The sequence below is a fragment of the Mucilaginibacter galii genome (genome assembly GCF_014635825.1).
In the GTDB taxonomy this organism is placed as follows: domain Bacteria; phylum Bacteroidota; class Bacteroidia; order Sphingobacteriales; family Sphingobacteriaceae; genus Mucilaginibacter; species Mucilaginibacter galii.
Map to the genome: position 1 here is coordinate 230,724 of NZ_BMDO01000009.1, position 18,997 is coordinate 249,720.

Annotated in this window: 14 protein-coding genes; 5 read left to right on the forward strand and 9 right to left on the reverse strand. The window is 44.5% G+C overall.

Going from position 1 to position 18,997, the window contains the following annotated elements:
• Positions 1-11: 11 nt before the first annotated feature.
• The 3 genes from IEV61_RS16095 to IEV61_RS16105 form a co-directional block, all read right to left on the reverse strand.
• Positions 12-1,883: a RagB/SusD family nutrient uptake outer membrane protein gene (locus tag IEV61_RS16095; RefSeq protein WP_229747174.1), complete on the reverse strand. Its 1,872-nt coding sequence runs from the start codon at positions 1,881-1,883 to the stop codon at positions 12-14.
• A 22-nt stretch (positions 1,884-1,905) separates the two neighbouring features.
• Positions 1,906-5,145 (reverse strand): SusC/RagA family TonB-linked outer membrane protein, encoded by a 3,240-nt coding sequence (locus tag IEV61_RS16100; RefSeq protein WP_188418063.1) that lies wholly within the window; start codon positions 5,143-5,145, stop codon positions 1,906-1,908.
• A 358-nt stretch (positions 5,146-5,503) separates the two neighbouring features.
• Positions 5,504-6,484, reverse strand: coding sequence for an alpha/beta hydrolase (locus IEV61_RS16105; RefSeq protein WP_188418064.1), 981 nt, complete (start codon positions 6,482-6,484; stop codon positions 5,504-5,506).
• A 241-nt stretch (positions 6,485-6,725) separates the two neighbouring features.
• Between IEV61_RS16105 and IEV61_RS16110 the strand changes: the two genes are divergently transcribed.
• Positions 6,726-7,526 (forward strand): phosphatase PAP2 family protein, encoded by an 801-nt coding sequence (locus tag IEV61_RS16110; protein ID WP_188418065.1) that lies wholly within the window; start codon positions 6,726-6,728, stop codon positions 7,524-7,526.
• A gap of 65 nt (positions 7,527-7,591) precedes the next feature.
• On the opposite strand, the gene IEV61_RS16115 is transcribed toward IEV61_RS16110, so the two are convergent.
• From IEV61_RS16115 to IEV61_RS16125, 3 genes are all read right to left on the reverse strand, one after another.
• Positions 7,592-8,104 carry a DinB family protein gene (locus tag IEV61_RS16115; RefSeq protein WP_188418066.1) on the reverse strand — a complete coding sequence of 171 codons (513 nt, stop codon included), beginning with the start codon at positions 8,102-8,104 and terminating at the stop codon, positions 7,592-7,594.
• Between the two features lie 67 nt (positions 8,105-8,171).
• Positions 8,172-9,116, reverse strand: a complete 945-nt coding sequence (locus tag IEV61_RS16120) for a helix-turn-helix transcriptional regulator (RefSeq protein WP_188418067.1) — start codon at positions 9,114-9,116, stop codon at positions 8,172-8,174.
• 101 nt (positions 9,117-9,217) lie between these two features.
• On the reverse strand, positions 9,218-9,919 hold the full coding sequence (locus IEV61_RS16125; protein WP_188418068.1) for an alpha/beta hydrolase: 702 nt from the start codon (positions 9,917-9,919) through the stop codon (positions 9,218-9,220).
• Between the two features lie 493 nt (positions 9,920-10,412).
• Between IEV61_RS16125 and IEV61_RS16130 the strand changes: the two genes are divergently transcribed.
• Entirely contained in the window at positions 10,413-13,253 is a 2,841-nt protein-coding gene (locus tag IEV61_RS16130) for an outer membrane beta-barrel family protein (protein WP_188418069.1), read from the forward strand.
• Between the two features lie 4 nt (positions 13,254-13,257).
• Positions 13,258-14,040, forward strand: coding sequence for a GLPGLI family protein (locus tag IEV61_RS16135; RefSeq protein ID WP_188418070.1), 783 nt, complete (start codon positions 13,258-13,260; stop codon positions 14,038-14,040).
• Between the two features lie 97 nt (positions 14,041-14,137).
• Here the strand turns inward: IEV61_RS16135 and IEV61_RS16140 are convergent, their stop codons facing one another.
• Positions 14,138-14,407 (reverse strand): hypothetical protein, encoded by a 270-nt coding sequence (locus IEV61_RS16140; protein ID WP_188418071.1) that lies wholly within the window; start codon positions 14,405-14,407, stop codon positions 14,138-14,140.
• Positions 14,388-14,918 (reverse strand): RNA polymerase sigma factor, encoded by a 531-nt coding sequence (locus IEV61_RS16145; RefSeq protein ID WP_188418072.1) that lies wholly within the window; start codon positions 14,916-14,918, stop codon positions 14,388-14,390. The genes IEV61_RS16140 and IEV61_RS16145 overlap by 20 nt, the downstream gene beginning before the upstream one ends.
• Positions 14,919-15,092: 174 nt before the next feature.
• On the opposite strand from IEV61_RS16145, the gene IEV61_RS16150 reads away from it, so the two are divergent.
• Positions 15,093-17,696: an MGH1-like glycoside hydrolase domain-containing protein gene (locus tag IEV61_RS16150; protein ID WP_188418073.1), complete on the forward strand. Its 2,604-nt coding sequence runs from the start codon at positions 15,093-15,095 to the stop codon at positions 17,694-17,696.
• A 98-nt stretch (positions 17,697-17,794) separates the two neighbouring features.
• Positions 17,795-18,565, forward strand: a complete 771-nt coding sequence (locus tag IEV61_RS16155) for an SDR family NAD(P)-dependent oxidoreductase (protein ID WP_188418074.1) — start codon at positions 17,795-17,797, stop codon at positions 18,563-18,565.
• Positions 18,566-18,727: 162 nt separating this feature from the next.
• Here IEV61_RS16155 and IEV61_RS16160 read toward each other — a convergent pair whose 3' ends face one another.
• Positions 18,728-18,982 (reverse strand): putative signal transducing protein, encoded by a 255-nt coding sequence (locus IEV61_RS16160; RefSeq protein WP_188418075.1) that lies wholly within the window; start codon positions 18,980-18,982, stop codon positions 18,728-18,730.
• Positions 18,983-18,997 lie beyond the last annotated feature (15 nt).

Here is an 18,997-nt window from a genome sequence, read left to right on the forward strand (position 1 = left end):
CTTTTAGTTGATTAATAACCCGGGTTTTGTTTCAGGTTAGGGTTTACATCAATTTGCGTTTGAGGGAATGGCAGCAACTCGCTTTTATTTGGCGTGAAACCATAAGCCAGGAACCTGCCTATCGTAGTATATAAAGGATTGCTTGCCTCAACAGCACGCGACGCCCACGATACACTGGTTGTGCCTGCAGGGGCTGCAGCAGGTGAAGGTGCGTACAAAGAGTTTGCGTAAAGTAGTGGAGCCGATGCCGTGCCGTTAACATAATACATGGTAACCGGTAAATTGCTATAATCGGTAACACTGTTAGCCGCAGTTGGATAGGGTACCTGCGAGTAATCAGGCCCCTGATAAATGTATTGGTTGGGCGCCGAAGCGGTATAAATTGCCTTTAAACGTGCTTTAGTTTCATCCAACTTAGTTTTAAGCAAATTCCACCTGATGAGGTCATATTTGCGGATACCCTCTCCACCCAATTCCCAGGCGCGCTCGTTTACTATGGCCGTAAAGAAATCGGCTTGATTAGTTGGGGTAACTCCTATAGCAGCATTACCAAAAGCCCGGCGGCGTACCTGCTCGTAAGCAGTAATGGCGGCTGCGCTTGGGCCGTTATTCAATTCGTTCTCAGCTTCGGCAAACATCAGCAGTACATCCGAGTAACGTAAAACCGGCCAGTTGGTACCAAAGTATTGTGCTTCGGATGTTAATGAGTTGGTCCAGTCTCTCCTAAACTTGCCATCAAAAATACTTTGCAAGGTTGTACCCACCAACAGCGGGCCTACATTAATGTTATAGGGGGCACACATTACTTCGCGGCGGGTATCGCTTTGGTTAAACGAGTAAAAATAGGTAGGCAAAACTGTTAGGGCAGCATTACCTAAACCGTTGTAACGCGGTCCATTGTAATACCCAAGTTTACTGTCACCAACGTTACTACCACCGCCAGACATGCCTACTTCCCACAATATTTCACCATTAGGTTCGGCTATATGCTTGCAAACATAATCTTTCCAAACAGATTGATAGCTTGGGTTAAGCCTATGATCGCCGGTGCGCTGCATAATAGCATTACATTCGTCGCGCGCTATCTGGTAATATTTTTTATAGTTAGCCTCATCACGGCGCATTTGGCCGTTAGACCTTAAAGAAAAACCACCACGTGCCAGCGCAATACGTGCTCTTAGTGCCCTTATAGCTCCCTGCGTAAACCTTTCAGAAGTGTAAGAAGTGATCTCGGTACGCCAAGGTACCATGGTTTCGGCTACGGCTAAATCGCCCAAAATATGGTCATAGATACTATCTCGGTCAGCCTTTGGCTTAAACAGGTCTGTTTCAAAAGCCGATGGATTGTATTGTGAAGGCACATCGCCCCAGTTCCTGATGAGTTCGTAATAAAACTGGGCACGTAATGCTAATGCCTCACCATGATACCGTTTTAAAGCCGCTTTATCAGCTTCGCTACCTCCGGTATAAAGATCCATTTTGGGGATATAATATATGGCAAGGTTAGCAAACTCAATTCCCCTGTATAGCTGCGAAAACGGGCCTAAAAGCTGCGTATTACTTGGTTTTACGAAATAGTGAGCAATATCGCGGCGCTCATTATCGCCCGTTAGCGGATCGCCGCCGCCCTGGCCCATCATTTCATCGTTATCCAATGGGTAATACATACTTATGCGTATGCCATAGCCCTGATCGCCCCCTAATTGTGCATAGGCGCCTATAACCGACTTTTCGGCATTGGCAGTGCTGTTAAACACATATTCGGGCCCGAAAGAAGATATCGGGTCTAAATCGAGATACTTTTTACAAGATGTAAAAGATGCTGCCATAGCGGCCAGCATAAGTACGCCTGCTGTATATTTAATGATTTTTTGAGTTATCATTTTCTTATATATTAATGCTTTATTATAAAGTTAAGTTTACGCCAAAGATGAAGGCACGGCTGCGTGGATACGCAGAGTAATCAACACCCGGGGTTACCGGTGAACTACGGCGGGTATTTACTTCAGGATCGTAACCTGAATAGCTTGAAATTACAGCCAGGTTGTTCACGGTACCATATATCCTCAGGCGGTTTACCTTAACACGTTTTAGCAAAGATGCCGGGAAGGTATACCCTAAAGTGATGTTATTGATACGCAGGAACGAACCATTTTCTACCGCGTAAGAGTTCACGTAAAATGAATTCGCATTAAGCAATGGCGACCATATGGTGGCGTTGGCATTTAAAGCGGCTAATGCGGTTGGGTCGGTTACCCGTACACCGTTGTCATCAACATTGCGAAAACGGCCGTTCATTTCGGTGATGAGGTTAGCATTAGGCGTGTAACCGCTGCTGAATTCCAGTTTATTGGCATTTAATACATCATTACCCAACTGGTAGTTCAGAAATATGCTCATATCGAAGTTGCCATATGTAAATTGCTGGTTGATACCGCCAAAAAACTTAGGCTGAGTGTCACCAATAATGGTACGGTCTTTATCGTCAACAACGCCGTCACCATTAATATCTTTATATTTTATAGTGCCCGGTTGTGGTGTGGTAGATACCGTACTGCTGTTTGCCACTGTGGGTTTTAAAGTATAAACTCCATTGGCAAAATTAAAGTCGTCTACTTGATAGTATCCATCGTTAACCAAACCCCAGATGGTACCAACCGGCTGGCCAACCTTTAAAATAAAATCAGATGGTTGGTTGCTTCCGGCCCAGCCCGATGAACGTAACTGAGAAGTAACACCCGGACCTATGCTTTCAACCTTATTTTTATTGTATGAAATATTGAAGTTAACGGTCCAGTTGAAATTTTTGCTCACAATTGGTGTTGCGTTCAATTGCAGTTCCACGCCTTTATTAGAGATGGATCCTGAATTTTGGAACTGCTCGCTGTAACCCGAAGCTACTGTTTGGGGAACGGCAACCAAAAGGTTATCTACCCTGTTATTGTAAAAATCGGCACTTACCTGTAAACGGTTTTTAAATACGCTGAAATCTAAGCCTAAACCACGTGATGTCAGCGTTTCCCAGGTAAGCTGGTTGTTTCCCAATGCAGGCGGCACAAAACCAACAACCAACTGATCGCCCACACTGTAGGTGCTACCATTGCCGCTGGCTACAAATTGCTGCAGATACAAGAAATTTGGCACCCGGTTATTGGCCGACTGGCCGTAGTTTACGCGAAACTTAACATCATCGAACGTAGATTTTAGATTTTCAAAAAACTTCTCGCTCGAAATTCTCCATGCGGCTGATGCGGCCGGAAAGTAACCCCATTTACGGCCTTCCGCAAATTTTGAAGATCCGTCGCCACGTATGGATGCTGTTAACAAGTACTTGTTATCAAAGCTATAGTTAACACGGCTAAAGAAAGATAATATGCGGTTAGTTTGCTCGCTTGATGTGGGCAATGGCTGTGTTAAGCCAACCGAGCCTGCAGGTATTGCACCAAGAGAGAAGTTACCTAACGCACGCTGGGCTGTAATACCGGCAGGAAAATAGCGGCTTTCAATGTTATAGCCTTTTGTTAAATCATCAAAAACCTCATGGCCGATAATAATATTAAGGCTATTACGCTTACTAAACCTTGAACCCGATTTATCCATGTTAAGGGTAAACACGTTGGAGTTGTTAAGCTGCCTGCGTGTGGTAGTACCAATAGAAGCTGTGGGTAAATTTGCGTTTTGACGTGCAATGCTGGTAATTAAATCATTAAAGGCATCGGCCCGGGTATTGGTATAATCGTAACCAAAAGTGGTTCTGAACGATAAGACTTTACTAAAATTATAATTAATGTTACCGCTGAGGTTAACTACGTTACTGTAATTGCGGCGATACTCGGCGTCGTTCAACAAAATGGGGTTTACCAATGCCAAGCTATTACCGTTGGTTTGTGCGGCATAATCAGGGTCATAATCAAGTAAGTCTTGCCCGGCACTTAATAAAGGCCTGTAGCGAACTGCCTGGCGTAACCTGTTGGTTGAAGATGAACCCGGATCGGAAGTACCTGCACCTGAAACCTGGGTTGTGTTATAACGTATAGTTGCCCCGGCAGAGAGGCGGTCGGTAATTTTTTGATCGAACCTGAAGTTTACGATCTTACGGTCAAACTCCGAACCCAACTGAATTCCCTCTTCACCGTTAGAAGATACACTAAGGTTGTACTTGGTAGTTTCGGTACCGCCCGATAAACTAATGTTGTGCGTTTGCATTAAGGCATTGCGGCCAAACATTTGGTCTTGCCAGTCAACAAAAGGGGCATCTTTGTATAATTCCAAATCGCCGTAAAACCCATACTGACCTGTAAAGGTATTTAACTCGGTGGTACCGTTCAATAAAGCTCTTTCGTACTGGTATTTCACAAAGTCATAAGGGCTCATCACATCAAGTTTATTACGCAGCTTTCTTATACCCACTAAACCATTATAAGTAACCGATGGCTTTTGTACGCGGCCCCCCTTGGTGGTAATTAATACCACACCATTACTACCACGCGCACCATAAATAGCAGTGGAAGAAGCATCTTTCAATACATCGATACTTTCAATATCCTGCGGAGCTATAACATTCAGTGCGTTTTCTACCTGAACCCCATCTACCACATATAAAGGCGTACTTTCTAAAGAAATGGATGCACCGCCGCGTACGCGAATGGTGGCCTGTGTGTTAGGAGAACCTTCGGATTGTGTGATTTGCACCCCTGCCAAACGGCCGGCCAGCGCTTCGGAAGTGGAGTTAACCGGGATATCCTTTAACTGCTTGGCATTCACTGAGGAAACCGACCCGGTAAGCGCATTACGCGATACCGTGCCGTAGCCAATGTTCACTACCTGCACCTCGGCAAGCTGCGTGGCGGCATCGTCCTGTAGGGTAATGCTGAACTGGGTTTGGTTGCCCACAGTAACCTCCTGTGTTTTGAAGCCGATATACCTAACGGTTATAACCACCGTACCAGTAGCAGGTATGTTAAGTTTAAAGCCTCCGTTAACATCTGTACTCCCGCCTATTGAGGTACCTTTAACGCCTACACTAACTCCAACAAGCGGGTCGCCGGTACTCGAAGTTACCTTGCCCGTTATGGATCGGGTTTGCGCAAAAACGGATCCGCATAGCAATAGCCATGCGATAAATGAAAGTAAAACTTTATTCATTTTTCAGATTAATTGGTTTAAATAATTTGGTTGTTTGAACAATAATCTATCCCTTAAAAAGGCAAGAGCCATTTAGTGATGAATGCTGTTAAAACGTTATAATTGGTATTTGAATTAAGCGTATTGGTGGTCGGCTAAAATTCTATTTCTGAACAAGTATACCCACTAAGCCTAATAAAATGAAGCATACCTTGGATAAAATGTGGGCAATCGTTCCCGGAAACGATTGCAAAGCTGAAATCGATTGAAAGAGTACGTAAAACCGGCTGTAAGGCTATCTAACTAAGGAAAACAACATACTGCTATTAAGGAAATATGTACCTGATAAACAGTTATTACAACCTGTAAATAGCCGCTATTACTGCTTAAAAACTTTATGCAGAAAGTTTGTAATGTAGCCAACAGTTGGCTCGAACCATGGGCTGAACAGGCAAAAGGAATGCGGAGAATCTTCGAAGATATGAACCTCTGTATAAACGTTATTTTCTTTCGAGATCCTTTGAAAATCGTTGCGGCCGGCGTGCATGCGGTCTACAGAACTATTGATAAAAAGGAAGGGAGCCTTGTTCTCTTTAGCGTACGTTAATGGAGATGCTTGTTCCCACAACGGAAGGTTATCTTTTTTGCTGTAACCGAACCAATATGAAGCAGCGGAAGTAGATTTGCTGTCATCGCCCTCGCCTGACTCGGGGTGCACGAATGACAAGGTGCCATCTATATCAACCACGGCTTGTACGGCGCTTGTGTAATTTCTCGAGCAATCGCCCGCTTCAAAAATGCTGTTTTGGGACGTGGCGCCTGCTAATGCGGCCAACTCACCACCTGCCGAAAAACCCAGTACCGCAATCTTTTCAGGGTTGATATTGAACTGTTTAGCATTGGCACGCATCCATCTAAGAGCGGTCTTAACATCTTGAATGGCAGCGGGGTATAGAGCTTCGGTAGACAGGCGATACTCTACTGTAAAAGCTGCATATCCTGCCTGAGCGAGCCTTTGTGCCAGCGGAATGTGCTGCGTACGGCTACCGCTACGCCATCCTCCGCCATGAATAATTAATATACCCGGTTTGGCTTTACGAGGCTTTTTCAAGGGAATAAACGCGTCGATATGCAGGTCGCGGTTCCCGATGGTACAGTATACCAAATTGCGGTTTTCTTTAACCAGGGCCGATGGTTGCTCGGGCACTATGGTGATGTTAGGGTACTTTTTAAGCGTACTCTTATAGGCCGAGTAAGTGGTATAAGAGGTATCCGGCTTGCCGGTTACCCCTGTTTTGTTTTGGGCATTAACTTGTAAAACAAAGCCTAAAAAAACGCCTAAGAACCACACTAATCTCATATCCTAAGTATTGTTTGACAAGCCTGCTATTTGGTTTATGAACGAAAAAACGCCTCAATAAACCTCAAACTTCTTCAAAAAACTTCATAAAATCTTCATTAAAATGCAGTTTTATATTTAGGCGAACACCTTAGCGCAAATCACAAAAATATTTTGCTTTGGTAAAACATATTTCCGTTTGTGAAATTATTATCTTGCTAAATACTTTACATAAATTTAATCATATACAAAACTTACTACTTTGAGATACGCAGTTACCTTATTGATATGCTTAATATTTGCAGGCCAGAACAAGCTGAATGCACAGGTAAAAGATAGTATCAGAACAGACTCTGCCGAGCATATTTTAGAAGTGCCCGATACGGTGAAACACCTGGAAAGTAAGTTCACTTCATTCATCCCTCCGGCGGTTTTTGTAGGGTATGGTTTATTATCGTTGGGTGTAAAACCCATACGCGATATAGACTATCATGTGTATAATGACATGCGTGACGATCACCCCAATTTTAAAACGAAGGTTGACGACTACTTTCAGTTTGTGCCGGTAGCTACCGTATATGCTTTAAATATTGCAGGGGTTGCGGGTAAAAACCGTTTTATTGACCGTACCATTTTATATGCCCTGTCGCAGGCTATCAGGTACGGTGCAGTTAACGTTATAAAAAGTGCAGCTAACCGTCAACGGCCTAATAGTTTTGATGATAAGTCATTCCCATCGGGGCATGCCAGTACAGCTTTTGCCGCCGCTGAGTTCATGGCGCAAGAGTACGGTGAGGTGTCGCCTTGGTATGGGGTATATGCTTACTCATTTGCTACGGCAACCGCCATATTGCGGGTTTACAATAACGACCACTGGTTTAGCGACATTATAGCCGGCGCAGGCTTCGGTATTTTATCTACCAAAGCAGCATATTTAATCTATCCTTATATACGAAACACCCTGTTCCGCAATAAAAATGCGAAAGACGATAAGAAAGTTTCACTGCTGATGCCGACTTATAATAACGGCATAGCAGGTTTTAGTTACGTAAAAACTTTTTAAACTTACGCAAAATAAGATGCTGTATGCGCTCTAACACAAGCACACACAGCATCCTCATATGGCGCCTAATGTGTAACCGGCTCGGCAGGCATTTCGTCGGCGCTTGGCCCGTAGGTACCGGGGATGGCGATGTTGAGCAATCGTAAAAACACCCCCAATTGCGCCCGGTGATGTATCATTTGCCCTATAATGATCCTGATCATTTCGTACTTGGTGGTGTGGCTTAATACATGAGCGCCACTGCGCAAAGTCCAGGTTTCCTGCAGTTGCGGTTCGGTAGCTTGTTGCAGCTGTGTACGGCCGTTAGCAGCACTTTTTTCAAAGTAGTTGAGCAAAGCGGGCGTATCGTTAATTACCTCTTCTTTCCAATCGGTGGTCTCAAAATCCAGTTCGCTGGTGTTTAGGGTCATGCCAAACCAGTTGCCCAGGTCGGCCAGGTGGGTAGCAAGGCGGCGTACCGTCATACTTTTAGGGTGGGGCTGCCAGTCAAAATCTTCGTCACTTACGCAACTCAGCATTTTGCGGGTAATAGCCGTTTCGCTGTCCAATTCTTTTACTAATAATTCGATGATGTTCATGGTTGTATTTGTTTGTTGAATACAAATAAACCACGGGCTAGTGACAGCCCTATGTCAGCAGGAAAAATTAAATTTTCGATAATAGGCTTTCGGCTATCGCCTTTACCCGTTCACGCAATACATCAGGTTCTACAATCTGGGCACAATCGCCAAACATCATGTACCAGCGGGCAAAACCTTCGAGCGACAGGGTTAAGAACTCCATTTCTACCTGCCCATCTTTCTCGGTTTCGCCAATATAGCCATGGTAAAATTTCTGCTCGCCCAAATGCCGCGAGGCTTCTTTTTCTACTAATAAGATGATCTTAAGCAGGTTCCTTTCTTTATATATACCTGCCAGGTAATCTTTTAACGATGGATGCGTTGTAGCGACCACTTCATGGGTAATCTCGGCGTTCAGCATCCGGTCGAACCGAAAATCGCGATAATCTTTTTTCTCCCTGCACCAGGCAATCAGGTGCCAGTAATTATCTAAGTAAAACACGCCAACCGGTTCTACGCAACGCTGGGTATGCTGCTGGCGGTAATAAGAAAAGTAATCGAGGCATATCACCCTTTTTTCGGCAATGGCTTTCAGTATCAGTTGCAGCGGGTTCAGTCCCTCCTGCATGTGTGGCGGCCGCCTGGCTTTAAGCACTTCAATGCGGCTGTCCAGTTCTGCCACGTAATCTTTTTCGGCGTTGCGCAGTACCGCCCGCACCTTGTACATGGCCGATTGGTAATTACTCCCGTTCACCTCGTCGGTTAACGTTTCCACTAATTTTCCGGCGGTAATAAAGGCAGTGGCTTCATCAAGGGTAAACGCAATAGGCGGCAACCGGTAACCATCGGCCAGGGAGTAGCCCACACCGGCTTCCCCTATAATAGGTACACCGGCTTCTTCCAAAGTACTCATGTCGCGGTATACGGTGCGCAAACTTATACCAAACCGCTCGGCAATAGCCTGCGCCTTTACCACCCTGCGCGATTGCAGCTGAATAAGTATGGCCGAAATGCGATCTATACGGTTCATGGTATGCAAATGTAGCAAAGTATGCGGCCACGTAAACAGCTAAAATCAGGTGGTGTCTCGGTTAACTTTGCTTATTTCACACAGTTAACATGCCGCTTTAATTAAGAGGTAATATATTGAGCTATATCCATGGCTAAATTTTCCAAGAAGACCTTTCGATCGGGTTGCGTATCCTCGATTTGAGGCGGCAGTTCATCCATATAACTAAAATGCCCGGCTTCCTCATCCAAAATAAATTCTACCTGGCCTTGCTTTTCAAATATTTGTTTCAACAGTAATGCTTTAGAAGGCGAAGTAACAGTATCCTTACCACCGTTACGCAGATAGATTTGCGTATCCACTGTTTGTAATGCGCCAGGGTGCATGAAAAAATCAACCGGTGGTGCCAAAAGAGCAAGCCGTTCAAACTTCCAAATTGAATGGATACCAAGTTGGTGCCCCGAAGACGTTAACGCCTTTCCTCCAGCAAGCACGAGCAACAATGTGCCTCCTATAGAGTGCCCTATACCTACCATGGGTATATGCGCATGTGAATATAGCCTCAAAACAATTTCAAGCATTTCAATGCGGGCATCCAGTTCCTCTTTTGAAGCCGTTAATGGTATCAGCAGTTCAAAATGAGGGGCAATGATAGTGCATCCCTGCTGCGCCAAAGCCCTTAATAGCGGAAGATGTCTAACCGGGCTTCCGCCACGCCCTGCTGCAAAAATACCTACGCATAATGGTTGCTTGGCTTCTAATAGGGTTACGGTAAATTCCTTTCCGTTACTTTGTATCAACTGCGTACTTTCAGAAAAATCCATGATCTAAATTTTATAGTCTATAATGTATAAACATCTTAATTTTTAAACTGAAACACTACCCTAAATTAAGGCATGAAAACAATTGGATTTTGAGGCGAAACAAATTTACTGCTTTTCAATGTCCTTCTTTTGCCATTGATCAAGACTCGCCTAATTTAATTAATATGTTGTTTTATGGACAGGCATTTGTGTGTTAACTCAAACCCATTGAAGTGAACACGAACTTGATTTACCATACGGGATTGATTTAAGCTATATTCTTAATCGCCCAACTTGGGTGTTAATCCAAGCTTAGTTTAATCCGGTTAAACAATGTCGGCTTAAATGTAGTCGTGGTAATTCAATCCATCCCCGACCACTATAATTGCTACTCTTCTTCTAATGTTAATTTCTGTTAATAAATGTTAAATAATTGGCTTTTCGGTGTTTAAACGCATTTACATTTTAATACTAAATTTTTAGTTTATATCTTAACACCCACAAAACCTTATACATGAAGTTATCTTACCTCCTACTGCTTCTGTGCCTAATTACGTCTGTTTCATTTGCTCAAACCGGTTATTCGGTTAGGGGAAGTGTTGCCGATACCGTGGCTAATGTGAAGCTGGCCAACACCAGTATCTCTGTTTTAAACGCCAAAGACTCTACCCTGCGCAAGTTTACGCGGGCCGGTGCCGATGGCAGCTTTACCATGAACGGGCTGGGGAAAGGCAAATTCATTTTGCTGGTTACTTACCCAAAATATGCCGATTATGTAGAAGAGTTTACGCTCGATTCTGTTAAAACCACGCATAATTTTGGCCGTATCAGCGTTATTCTTAAATCGCGTTTGTTAGAAGGTGTAATTGTGAAAGGCACCCGTGCTGCCATTAAAATAAAAGGTGATACTACTGAGTTTAACGCCTCCAGCTTTACCGTGCAGGCCAATGCCAAGGTGGAAGACCTGTTAAAGCAACTACCCGGTATACAAATAGATAAAGACGGCAAAATAACCGCACAAGGCCAAACCGTAAACAAGGTACTGGTAGACGGTGAAGAGTTTTTTGGCGATGACCCTACCCTGGTAACCAAAAACCTACGCGCCGATATGGTTGATAAGGTACAGCTTTATGATAAAGCCAGCGACCAGGCTGCATTTACCGGGATAGACGATGGGCAGAAATCTAAGACCATTAACATTAAACTCAAAGAAGATAAAAAGAACGGTTATTTTGGTAAAGCCGATGTAGGTGTGGGTACCAAAGACTTTTACCAGGCACAGGTAGCGGTAAACAAATTTGCCGGTAAAGAAAAAATGTCGGCCTATGGTACGCTGGCCAATACCGGTAAAACGGGTTTAGGCTGGGAAGATTCAAATAAATTTGGCACCTCGGGCAGTAACGTAGAGTTTGTGGATGGAGGCATCAGCATTTACTCTAACGGGGGCGATGATATTGAAGGCTGGGGAGGCCGCTACGATGGTGAAGGTATACCGGTAGCCCGTGCCGGCGGTGTGCATTACGATAATAAGTGGGGTACCGATAAGCAAACTATTAACGGCAATTATAAAATAGGCTCGTTAACCGTAAACGGCGATCGTAATAACCAATCGCAAAATAACCTGCCCGGCAGCCAAACCAACAGCGCCAGCATTATTAACACCAACACCGACCAACGCTTTAATAATTATATTTTCAGGCAAAAAGCCGATGCTACGTACAATTACAAAATTGACAGTACATCAAACATTAAGCTTTCTGTAGATGGTACCTTTAAAAATGTGGAAAGCAACAATACTAACGTAACCCGTGGTGAGCGTGGCAACGGCCAGTTAATTAATACAGAAGACCGTAATACCGATAGCAAGGGCGATGAAAAAACATTTAACTTTTCGGCATTTTATACTAAAAAATTAAAAAAAGCAGGTCGCACCCTATCTGTTAATTTAACTCAGTCTTTAGATCAAAATAACAATAATGGCTTCCTGTATTCTAACATCGAAGCCTTTGATACCTTGGGTGTGTCCAGCCGCAAACAACTAACCGACCAGTACAAGATCAACAAAGTAGAAACTTCTATATTCAACAGTAACATTACCTACACCGAGCCTTTCTCCAAATCATTCTCCCTGGTTGCCAACTATGGCATTGGTGTAAGCAACAGCACGGCCGACCGCAGAACATTCAGCCCCGCAGTAGCTAACCCCGGCCGCAATCAGGACCAGGCACTTTATAACACTTTGGTAGACTCGTTGACTAACAACTACCGTTTAGATCAATTAACCAACCAGGGTGGCTTGGTTTTTAACTATAAGAAAGATAAAACCACCATAAACTTTGGTACCAAAGTGGCCGCCGTTAGGTTTGAGCAGTTAAATAAAATTAACAACCGTGAGTTTGACCGCAACTTTGTAAACTGGAACCCGCAGGCTTCGTACCAATACCGTTTTTCGCAGCAAAAATCGTTCAGGTTCAACTACAACGGTAGTACCCGCCAACCTACTATAGATCAAATACAGCCTATTATTAACAATACAAACCCACTGTACCTGGTGGTGGGTAATCCTAATCTTACGCCATCGTTCACCAACCGCTTCTCTATCTCTTACAACTCGTACAAGGTGTTAAGTAACCGCTCTATTTATATAAGCGGTTCTTACTCGCTTACCTCAAACCCAATTGTAAGCAATGTAAGCACCAACAGAAATACCGGTTTTACTACCAGCCAGTCGGTTAACTTAACCGGCGAAACGCCAACCAATTTTTATGTATACAGCGGTATAAACAGCAAGATCAAATTTTTGGGCGGTATAAGCGCTGGTATTGGTGCAAACACCAACGGTAGCACTTACTTTAACATGGTGAACGGTGCGTTGAACCGTACACGTTCAAACAGCTATTCGGCTACCATAAACCTGCAAAAGTACAAAGAGAAGAAGTTTGACCTGTATGCCAATATTGGCCCAACTTACAACTACAGCGTATCCTCTTTAAACCCCGAAATAAACAACAATGGCGGAGGTTTTACAACCAACCATTCCTTTAACTATTACCTGCCCGGTAAATTCCAGATAGGTACCGATGGCAACTACGAGTACCGTGCGCCTACCAAGTCGTTCGACCAAAAGTTCAGCCGCTTTTTAGTGAATGCCTACGTTCAAAAAGCGTTCTTTAAATCTGAGAGCCTGAAGATAAAAGCTAACGTGAACGATATTTTTAACCAGAATAAAGGTTTTGATCGTAGTGCATCGGGCAACTTAATTACACAAAGCAGCTATACTACCATTAAGCGGTACTTTATGCTGTCTATAGTTTACGATTTCAGCAAAATGGGTGGTTCATCCGACATAAAATAAGATCATGAAAAGCATACGTTCAATTATCACACTTTGCTTCCTGCTGTTGACCGGCAACCTGGTTATGGCGCAAAACGCACATTTTACCACCAGTGGTACCATAGAGTTCGAAAAAAGCATTAACATGTACGCGATCATTAAAAAAATGATCACTAAAGACAATGAAAGCTATTTTAACCCGGCATTTGACCAGTACAAAAAAACGCAGCCACAGTTTAAGAAAATGAAAAGCGTGATGACCTTTGCCGATAGCAAGGTTTTATACACGCCCTTGCCAGATGACCCTACCACTAACAACGGCTTTTTTGGCAGCAGCCCTATTAATACGCAGATCAACACCATTGCTACCGATTTGGCTACCGGCAGCAGCATTACACAGAAAAAGATTTTTGAAGAGATCTTTTTAGTGAAAGACAGCCTGCGCAAGATCAACTGGAAAGTAACCGACGAATTTCGCGAAATAGCCGGTTTTAACTGCCGCCGGGCCAATGCCGTGGTAATGGATTCAATTTACGTGGTGGCCTTTTATACTGAAGAGATAGCCGTGTCTTGCGGTCCCGAATCTTTTACAGGTTTACCGGGTATGATATTAGGCGTTGCCCTTCCACACGATAATACTACCTGGTTTGCCACCAAGGTTACCGATGTAAGCGTACCGCCAGCCAAGCTGGCACCGCCAACCAAGGGTAAAGCTGTAAATAATAAAACCCTGCGTACCACGCTGGAAGCCGCCACAGGTGATTGGGGTAAAGAGTCGGCGCTGATACTCAAAGCTGCGTTATTATAACGCAGCTTTATTTTAATCCCCTCTTGATATTTTAATCCCCTCTTGAGAGGGGCAGGGGTGTGTTAATAAAGTGCAATAGCTTATTGCCCTATCTAATTTATCTGCCAAACAAGCGCATAATTCTTTGCCTGAAACTGCTGTACTCCGGCTGGCTAAACACCAACTGCTCAACGCCTTTAATTTGAGTCTTGAGCTGTTGCCTGCCTCGTAGCTGCACCAACTGGTGTACCTTGCGCTGCCACTCAACGGTTTCGTAAAGTTCGGGGCAAAGCATGAGTTTGGCATCAAATACCAGTTTATCTCCGCTTGGTAATTGCTGCAGCAGGTAGCGGTCTATACGCTGGGTATCAAATGCAGAAGTCTTCATACGTGAGGGCTTTTTCTTTTACTTTGTTGCGCACTTTCTCTAAACATTTATGCTTTTGCACCGTGGCCGAGCGCTCGCCCGAAAGGCCAAACTGCTCGGCTATTTCGCGCATGCTCTGCTTGTCGTAATAATAGGCCTGCAGCATATCCATACATTTTTTGCCCGCTGCTTCCAGGTAACGCAACAGTCGGCCGGTTGATGGGGTGGCGATATTTTCTTCAGGCAATTCGGTATAATTCAGCACATCATCGGTTACAAGCCTGCCTTGCTTTTGCTGCTGATGATACCACAGGTGCTTGGCTATTCCCAGCAGGTAAGCCTTTTCGCTGTGGGTTAACTGTAAATTACCGTCCACCGTTTTCTCATAATAAATCACCAGTGCATCCTGGAAAATATCTTTGGCCTCGTCGAGGGTACCGCCATGTTTGCTTACGTATTGCGCTATAGCCGGAAAGGCAGTCGTATAGAGCTTAAGCAGCCAGTCGTGCCGTTGTTGTTCTGTGGTTGTCATCGTCAGTATTTTTAGTATAACAGATGCTTTATTTTAACGTGTAGAATAAATTAAATATATCACCTAAATTTCAATAACAATATCTGTACAAAGTAAAACATTGGCTGCATTGAATATGCAACGAGGTTTGTGATGGTAAACTATTATCTTACCGCCCTTGTTCAACCTTTACATATGGATGCTGAGAAATTACGACTACAGGAGCATTACGCCAACAACACCAACTGGCTAAAATGGGGGCCCTATGTTTCTGAAAGGCAATGGGGCACCGTGCGCGAAGATTATAGTGCCGATGGCAACGCCTGGAACTTTATTACCCATGATATGGCCCGCAGCAAGGCCTACCGCTGGGGCGAAGAAGGCATAGCCGGTATAAGCGACGAAAAACAGCAACTATGCCTGAGCCTGGCCCTATGGAACGGCAAAGACCCCATATTGAAAGAGCGCCTGTTTGGCCTCACCAACAGTGAAGGTAACCATGGAGAGGATGTAAAAGAGCTATACTATTATCTTGACAGCACACCTACACACAGCTACCTTAAAATGCTGTATAAGTATCCACAGCAGGCTTATCCTTACAGTCAGTTGGTACAAGAAAATAAGCGCCGCAGCAAACACGAGGCTGAGTTTGAACTCATAGATACGGGTTTGTTTGACCACGATGAATATTTTGATGTGTTTACCGAGTACGCCAAAAATGCAGAAGAGGATATCTTAGTTCAATACACTATTCACAACCGCGCAGGGGCCGAAGCTAATTTACATGTACTGCCGCAGCTATGGTTTAGAAATACCTGGTTTGACGGCAGCATTAAGCCCTATATCCTTTACGAGGGCAACAATACGCTCTTATTGCATCACGAGAAGCTTGGCGAATACTACTGCTACGCAGATGGTGCCGCGGAAACTATATTTACTAATAATGAAACTAATGAGCAAAAGCTGTACAATTCGGCTAATGACACACCTTATGTAAAGGATGCGTTTAATAACTTAGTTGTAAATAACGATGCCGGTGCCATTAACCCTAACCATGAAGGCACTAAAGCAGCTTTTTGGTACCAGGTAACCGTACCAACCAAAAGCAGTGTGGTTGTTCGCCTGCGTTTAAGCAAGGGCAAGCGGTTCAAGCCGTTCGACGACTTTGATTCTACCCTAAAGCTACGCCAAACCGAAGCTGACACCTTTTACGACGGCTTGCATTCCTCCAAATCTAGCGATGATGAAAGACTGGTACAACGCCAAGCCTGGGCAGGCATGCTGTGGAGTAAGCAGTATTATAATTATAACGTTAAGCGCTGGTTAGACGGCGACCCGCACGAACCTATTCCGCCCGGTAAACGCAAGGATGGCCGTAATAACCACTGGAAACACTTTGTGGCCGAAGACATTATTTCTATGCCCGATAAATGGGAATACCCCTGGTTTGCTGCGTGGGACCTTGCCTTTCATTGCATTACCCTGGCGCCCCTTGATGCGGGCTTTGCTAAAAAACAGCTACGTATGCTGGTAAGTGCCAGTTACATTCATCCTAACGGACAATTACCCGCTTATGAATGGGATTTTGGCGATGTGAACCCACCCGTACATGCCATGGCTACCTGGGAAGTGTACACTGCAGATCGCCGTATAACCGGGCAACAAGACCTGATGTTTCTGGAAGAGATCTTTCAAAAGCTACTCATGAACTTTACCTGGTGGGTAAACCGTAAGGATAGCGAGGGCAACAACATTTTTGAAGGCGGCTTTTTAGGCCTCGATAACATAGGCGTGTTTAACCGCAGCGCACCTGCTCCCGGCGGCGGCAACCTGGAACAGGCCGATGGTACCAGTTGGATGGCCATGTACTCGCTCAATATGATGCGCATTGCCCTGGAACTGGCCCTGCATAATAAAGCTTATGAAAGTATGGCCGTTAAATTTGCCGAACACTTTTTATACATCGCTGGTTCGCTGGCCAATATGGGCGAAGATTCTTTAGGCCTATGGGACGACCAGGACGGTTTTTATTACGATGTACTGCGCCACCCCGATTGCAGTTGGGACCGCCTGCGCCTGCGCACGCTGGTAGGGCTTATCCCCATGTTTGCCGTTATTGTATTTGATGAAGCAAAATGGAAAAACCTTCCCTTGTTTAGCGAACGCCTCGACTGGTTTATGCAGCAGCGCCCCGACCTGGTTGACCTCGTTAGCCGCTGGAAAGACACCAAAGGCAATCAAAAGCACTTGTTTTCCCTGTTGCGGGGCCACCGTATGAAACTGCTGTTGAAACGCATGCTGGATACCAATGAGTTTTTGTCCGATTATGGGATACGCTCTATCTCCAAAGTTTACGAGCAGCAGCCTTACCAATACTTTCTTAACGGGGCCGATTACTCGGTAAAGTATACGCCTGCCGAAAGCGACAGCAATATGTTTGGCGGTAACAGCAACTGGCGTGGCCCTATATGGATGCCTATTAATTACCTGCTCATTTGCTCATTAGACCGTTTTCAGGAATATTACACCGATGATTTCAGGGTGGAGTACCCTACCGGCTCGGGTCAATACTTTTCACTCGCCGAAATTGCACAGGCTTTGCGCGAACGGTTGAAGAATATCTTTTTAAAAGATGGGCAAGGTAATCGCCCTGTATTTGGCGGGCATCCAAAATTGAACACCGACCCACACTTTAAAGACTACATCCTGTTCCACGAATATTTTCATGGCGACAATGGCAAAGGTTTAGGTGCGAGCCATCAAACCGGGTGGACAGGCTTGGTGGCATTGCTTATATAGGTTGAGGAATTTAGCTCATAACTACAAAAAACTTCAATAAGTGCAAACCTCTTCTAAGCTTTAGGCTTTTATATTAAAAAATCACTAAACACGACCCAATGAACCGATTTGAAAATAAAGTAGCTCTGGTAACCGGAAGCAGTCAGGGTATAGGCGCAGCCTGTGCCATTCGCCTTGCTGCCGACGGTGCCGACATTATACTGAACGGCCGAAGCTTTGACGAGCGCGGCGAAAAACTGATCAAGCAAATTACCGATATGGGCAGGCGTGCTCATTTCATCGAAGCCGATGTAAGTAAAACTCCAAATGTAGTTAAATTAGTAACCGATGCCATTGCAGTATACGGCCAGTTAGACATACTGGTAAACAATGCCGGCGTTGAAAAGAACAATGATTTTTGGAACGTTACTGAAGAGGAGTACGATTTTGTAATGGATACGAATTTAAAGGGTGTATTTTTCGGTATTCAGGCTTTTGTTAAATACTGTAAGGATAAGCAACGCGCAGGGGTGATCATTAATATGAGCTCTGTGCACGAGGAAATTATATTTCCGCATTTTGCAGCTTATTGTGCCAGTAAGGGAGCCCTAAAAATGCTGACCCGTAACCTGGCCACAGAATTGGCTCCTTTAAATATGCGGATTAACAATGTAGCGCCGGGCGCCATTGCCACCCCTATCAACAAAAAACTGATGGACAACCCCGAAAAGCTGGCTGGGGTGATAGACAATATTCCGATGAAGAAGATGGGTACCCCCGAAGATGTGGCCGCCCTGGTAGCTTTCTTAGCATCGGATGATGCCAAGTATGTAACCGGTTCTACTTACTTTGTTGATGGTGGATTAACTTACCATTACGAAGAGCAATAAGCTAAGCCAATTAGCTCAATGTCATTGCGAGGAGCGATAGCGACGTGGCAATCTCTTTACGCTTAGTTACCTCGCGTTGCAGATTGCCACGCTAACGCTCGCAATGACATTATTTATATAGCACTCTATTTTAGAAGCCTTTGTTGTAATCAGGCGAATTCGTTATTCTGTCCCCTCTTCGCTATTCAAACTAAAGTCATTAATAATTTCAATAGCCCGCGCCTCGTTAAGGTTTGACACCAGCACTTTTGCCGCGCCAACACCGCCCGGCGCTACTTGCCAGGGTGCTATGTTACCCATCAGCTCGTTCTGTATAAAGGCAGCTATTCCCTCCTGTTCCAGTAAGCTTTGTATCATACCTGCATCCAGTGTAGTACCTGCAAATGCAACTACCATTCTGTCATTATCTTCTTCCATAAAAATATAAGTTTA

What these genes read in the sequence shown, in the direction of transcription:
- IEV61_RS16160 (WP_188418075.1), bottom strand. Translation starts at nt 18,982, where the DNA reads ATGGAAGAAGATAATGACAGAATGGTAGTTGCATTTGCAGGTACTACA.
- IEV61_RS16120 (WP_188418067.1), bottom strand. Translation starts at nt 9,116, where the DNA reads ATGAACCGTATAGATCGCATTTCGGCCATACTTATTCAGCTGCAATCG.
- IEV61_RS16095 (WP_229747174.1), bottom strand. Translation starts at nt 1,883, where the DNA reads ATGATAACTCAAAAAATCATTAAATATACAGCAGGCGTACTTATGCTG.
- IEV61_RS16155 (WP_188418074.1), top strand. Translation starts at nt 17,795, where the DNA reads ATGAACCGATTTGAAAATAAAGTAGCTCTGGTAACCGGAAGCAGTCAG.
- IEV61_RS16150 (WP_188418073.1), top strand. Translation starts at nt 15,093, where the DNA reads ATGGATGCTGAGAAATTACGACTACAGGAGCATTACGCCAACAACACC.
- IEV61_RS16115 (WP_188418066.1), bottom strand. Translation starts at nt 8,104, where the DNA reads ATGAACATCATCGAATTATTAGTAAAAGAATTGGACAGCGAAACGGCT.
- IEV61_RS16105 (WP_188418064.1), bottom strand. Translation starts at nt 6,484, where the DNA reads ATGAGATTAGTGTGGTTCTTAGGCGTTTTTTTAGGCTTTGTTTTACAA.
- IEV61_RS16140 (WP_188418071.1), bottom strand. Translation starts at nt 14,407, where the DNA reads ATGAAGACTTCTGCATTTGATACCCAGCGTATAGACCGCTACCTGCTG.
- IEV61_RS16130 (WP_188418069.1), top strand. Translation starts at nt 10,413, where the DNA reads ATGAAGTTATCTTACCTCCTACTGCTTCTGTGCCTAATTACGTCTGTT.
- IEV61_RS16135 (WP_188418070.1), top strand. Translation starts at nt 13,258, where the DNA reads ATGAAAAGCATACGTTCAATTATCACACTTTGCTTCCTGCTGTTGACC.
- IEV61_RS16100 (WP_188418063.1), bottom strand. Translation starts at nt 5,145, where the DNA reads ATGAATAAAGTTTTACTTTCATTTATCGCATGGCTATTGCTATGCGGA.
- IEV61_RS16125 (WP_188418068.1), bottom strand. Translation starts at nt 9,919, where the DNA reads ATGGATTTTTCTGAAAGTACGCAGTTGATACAAAGTAACGGAAAGGAA.
- IEV61_RS16145 (WP_188418072.1), bottom strand. Translation starts at nt 14,918, where the DNA reads ATGACAACCACAGAACAACAACGGCACGACTGGCTGCTTAAGCTCTAT.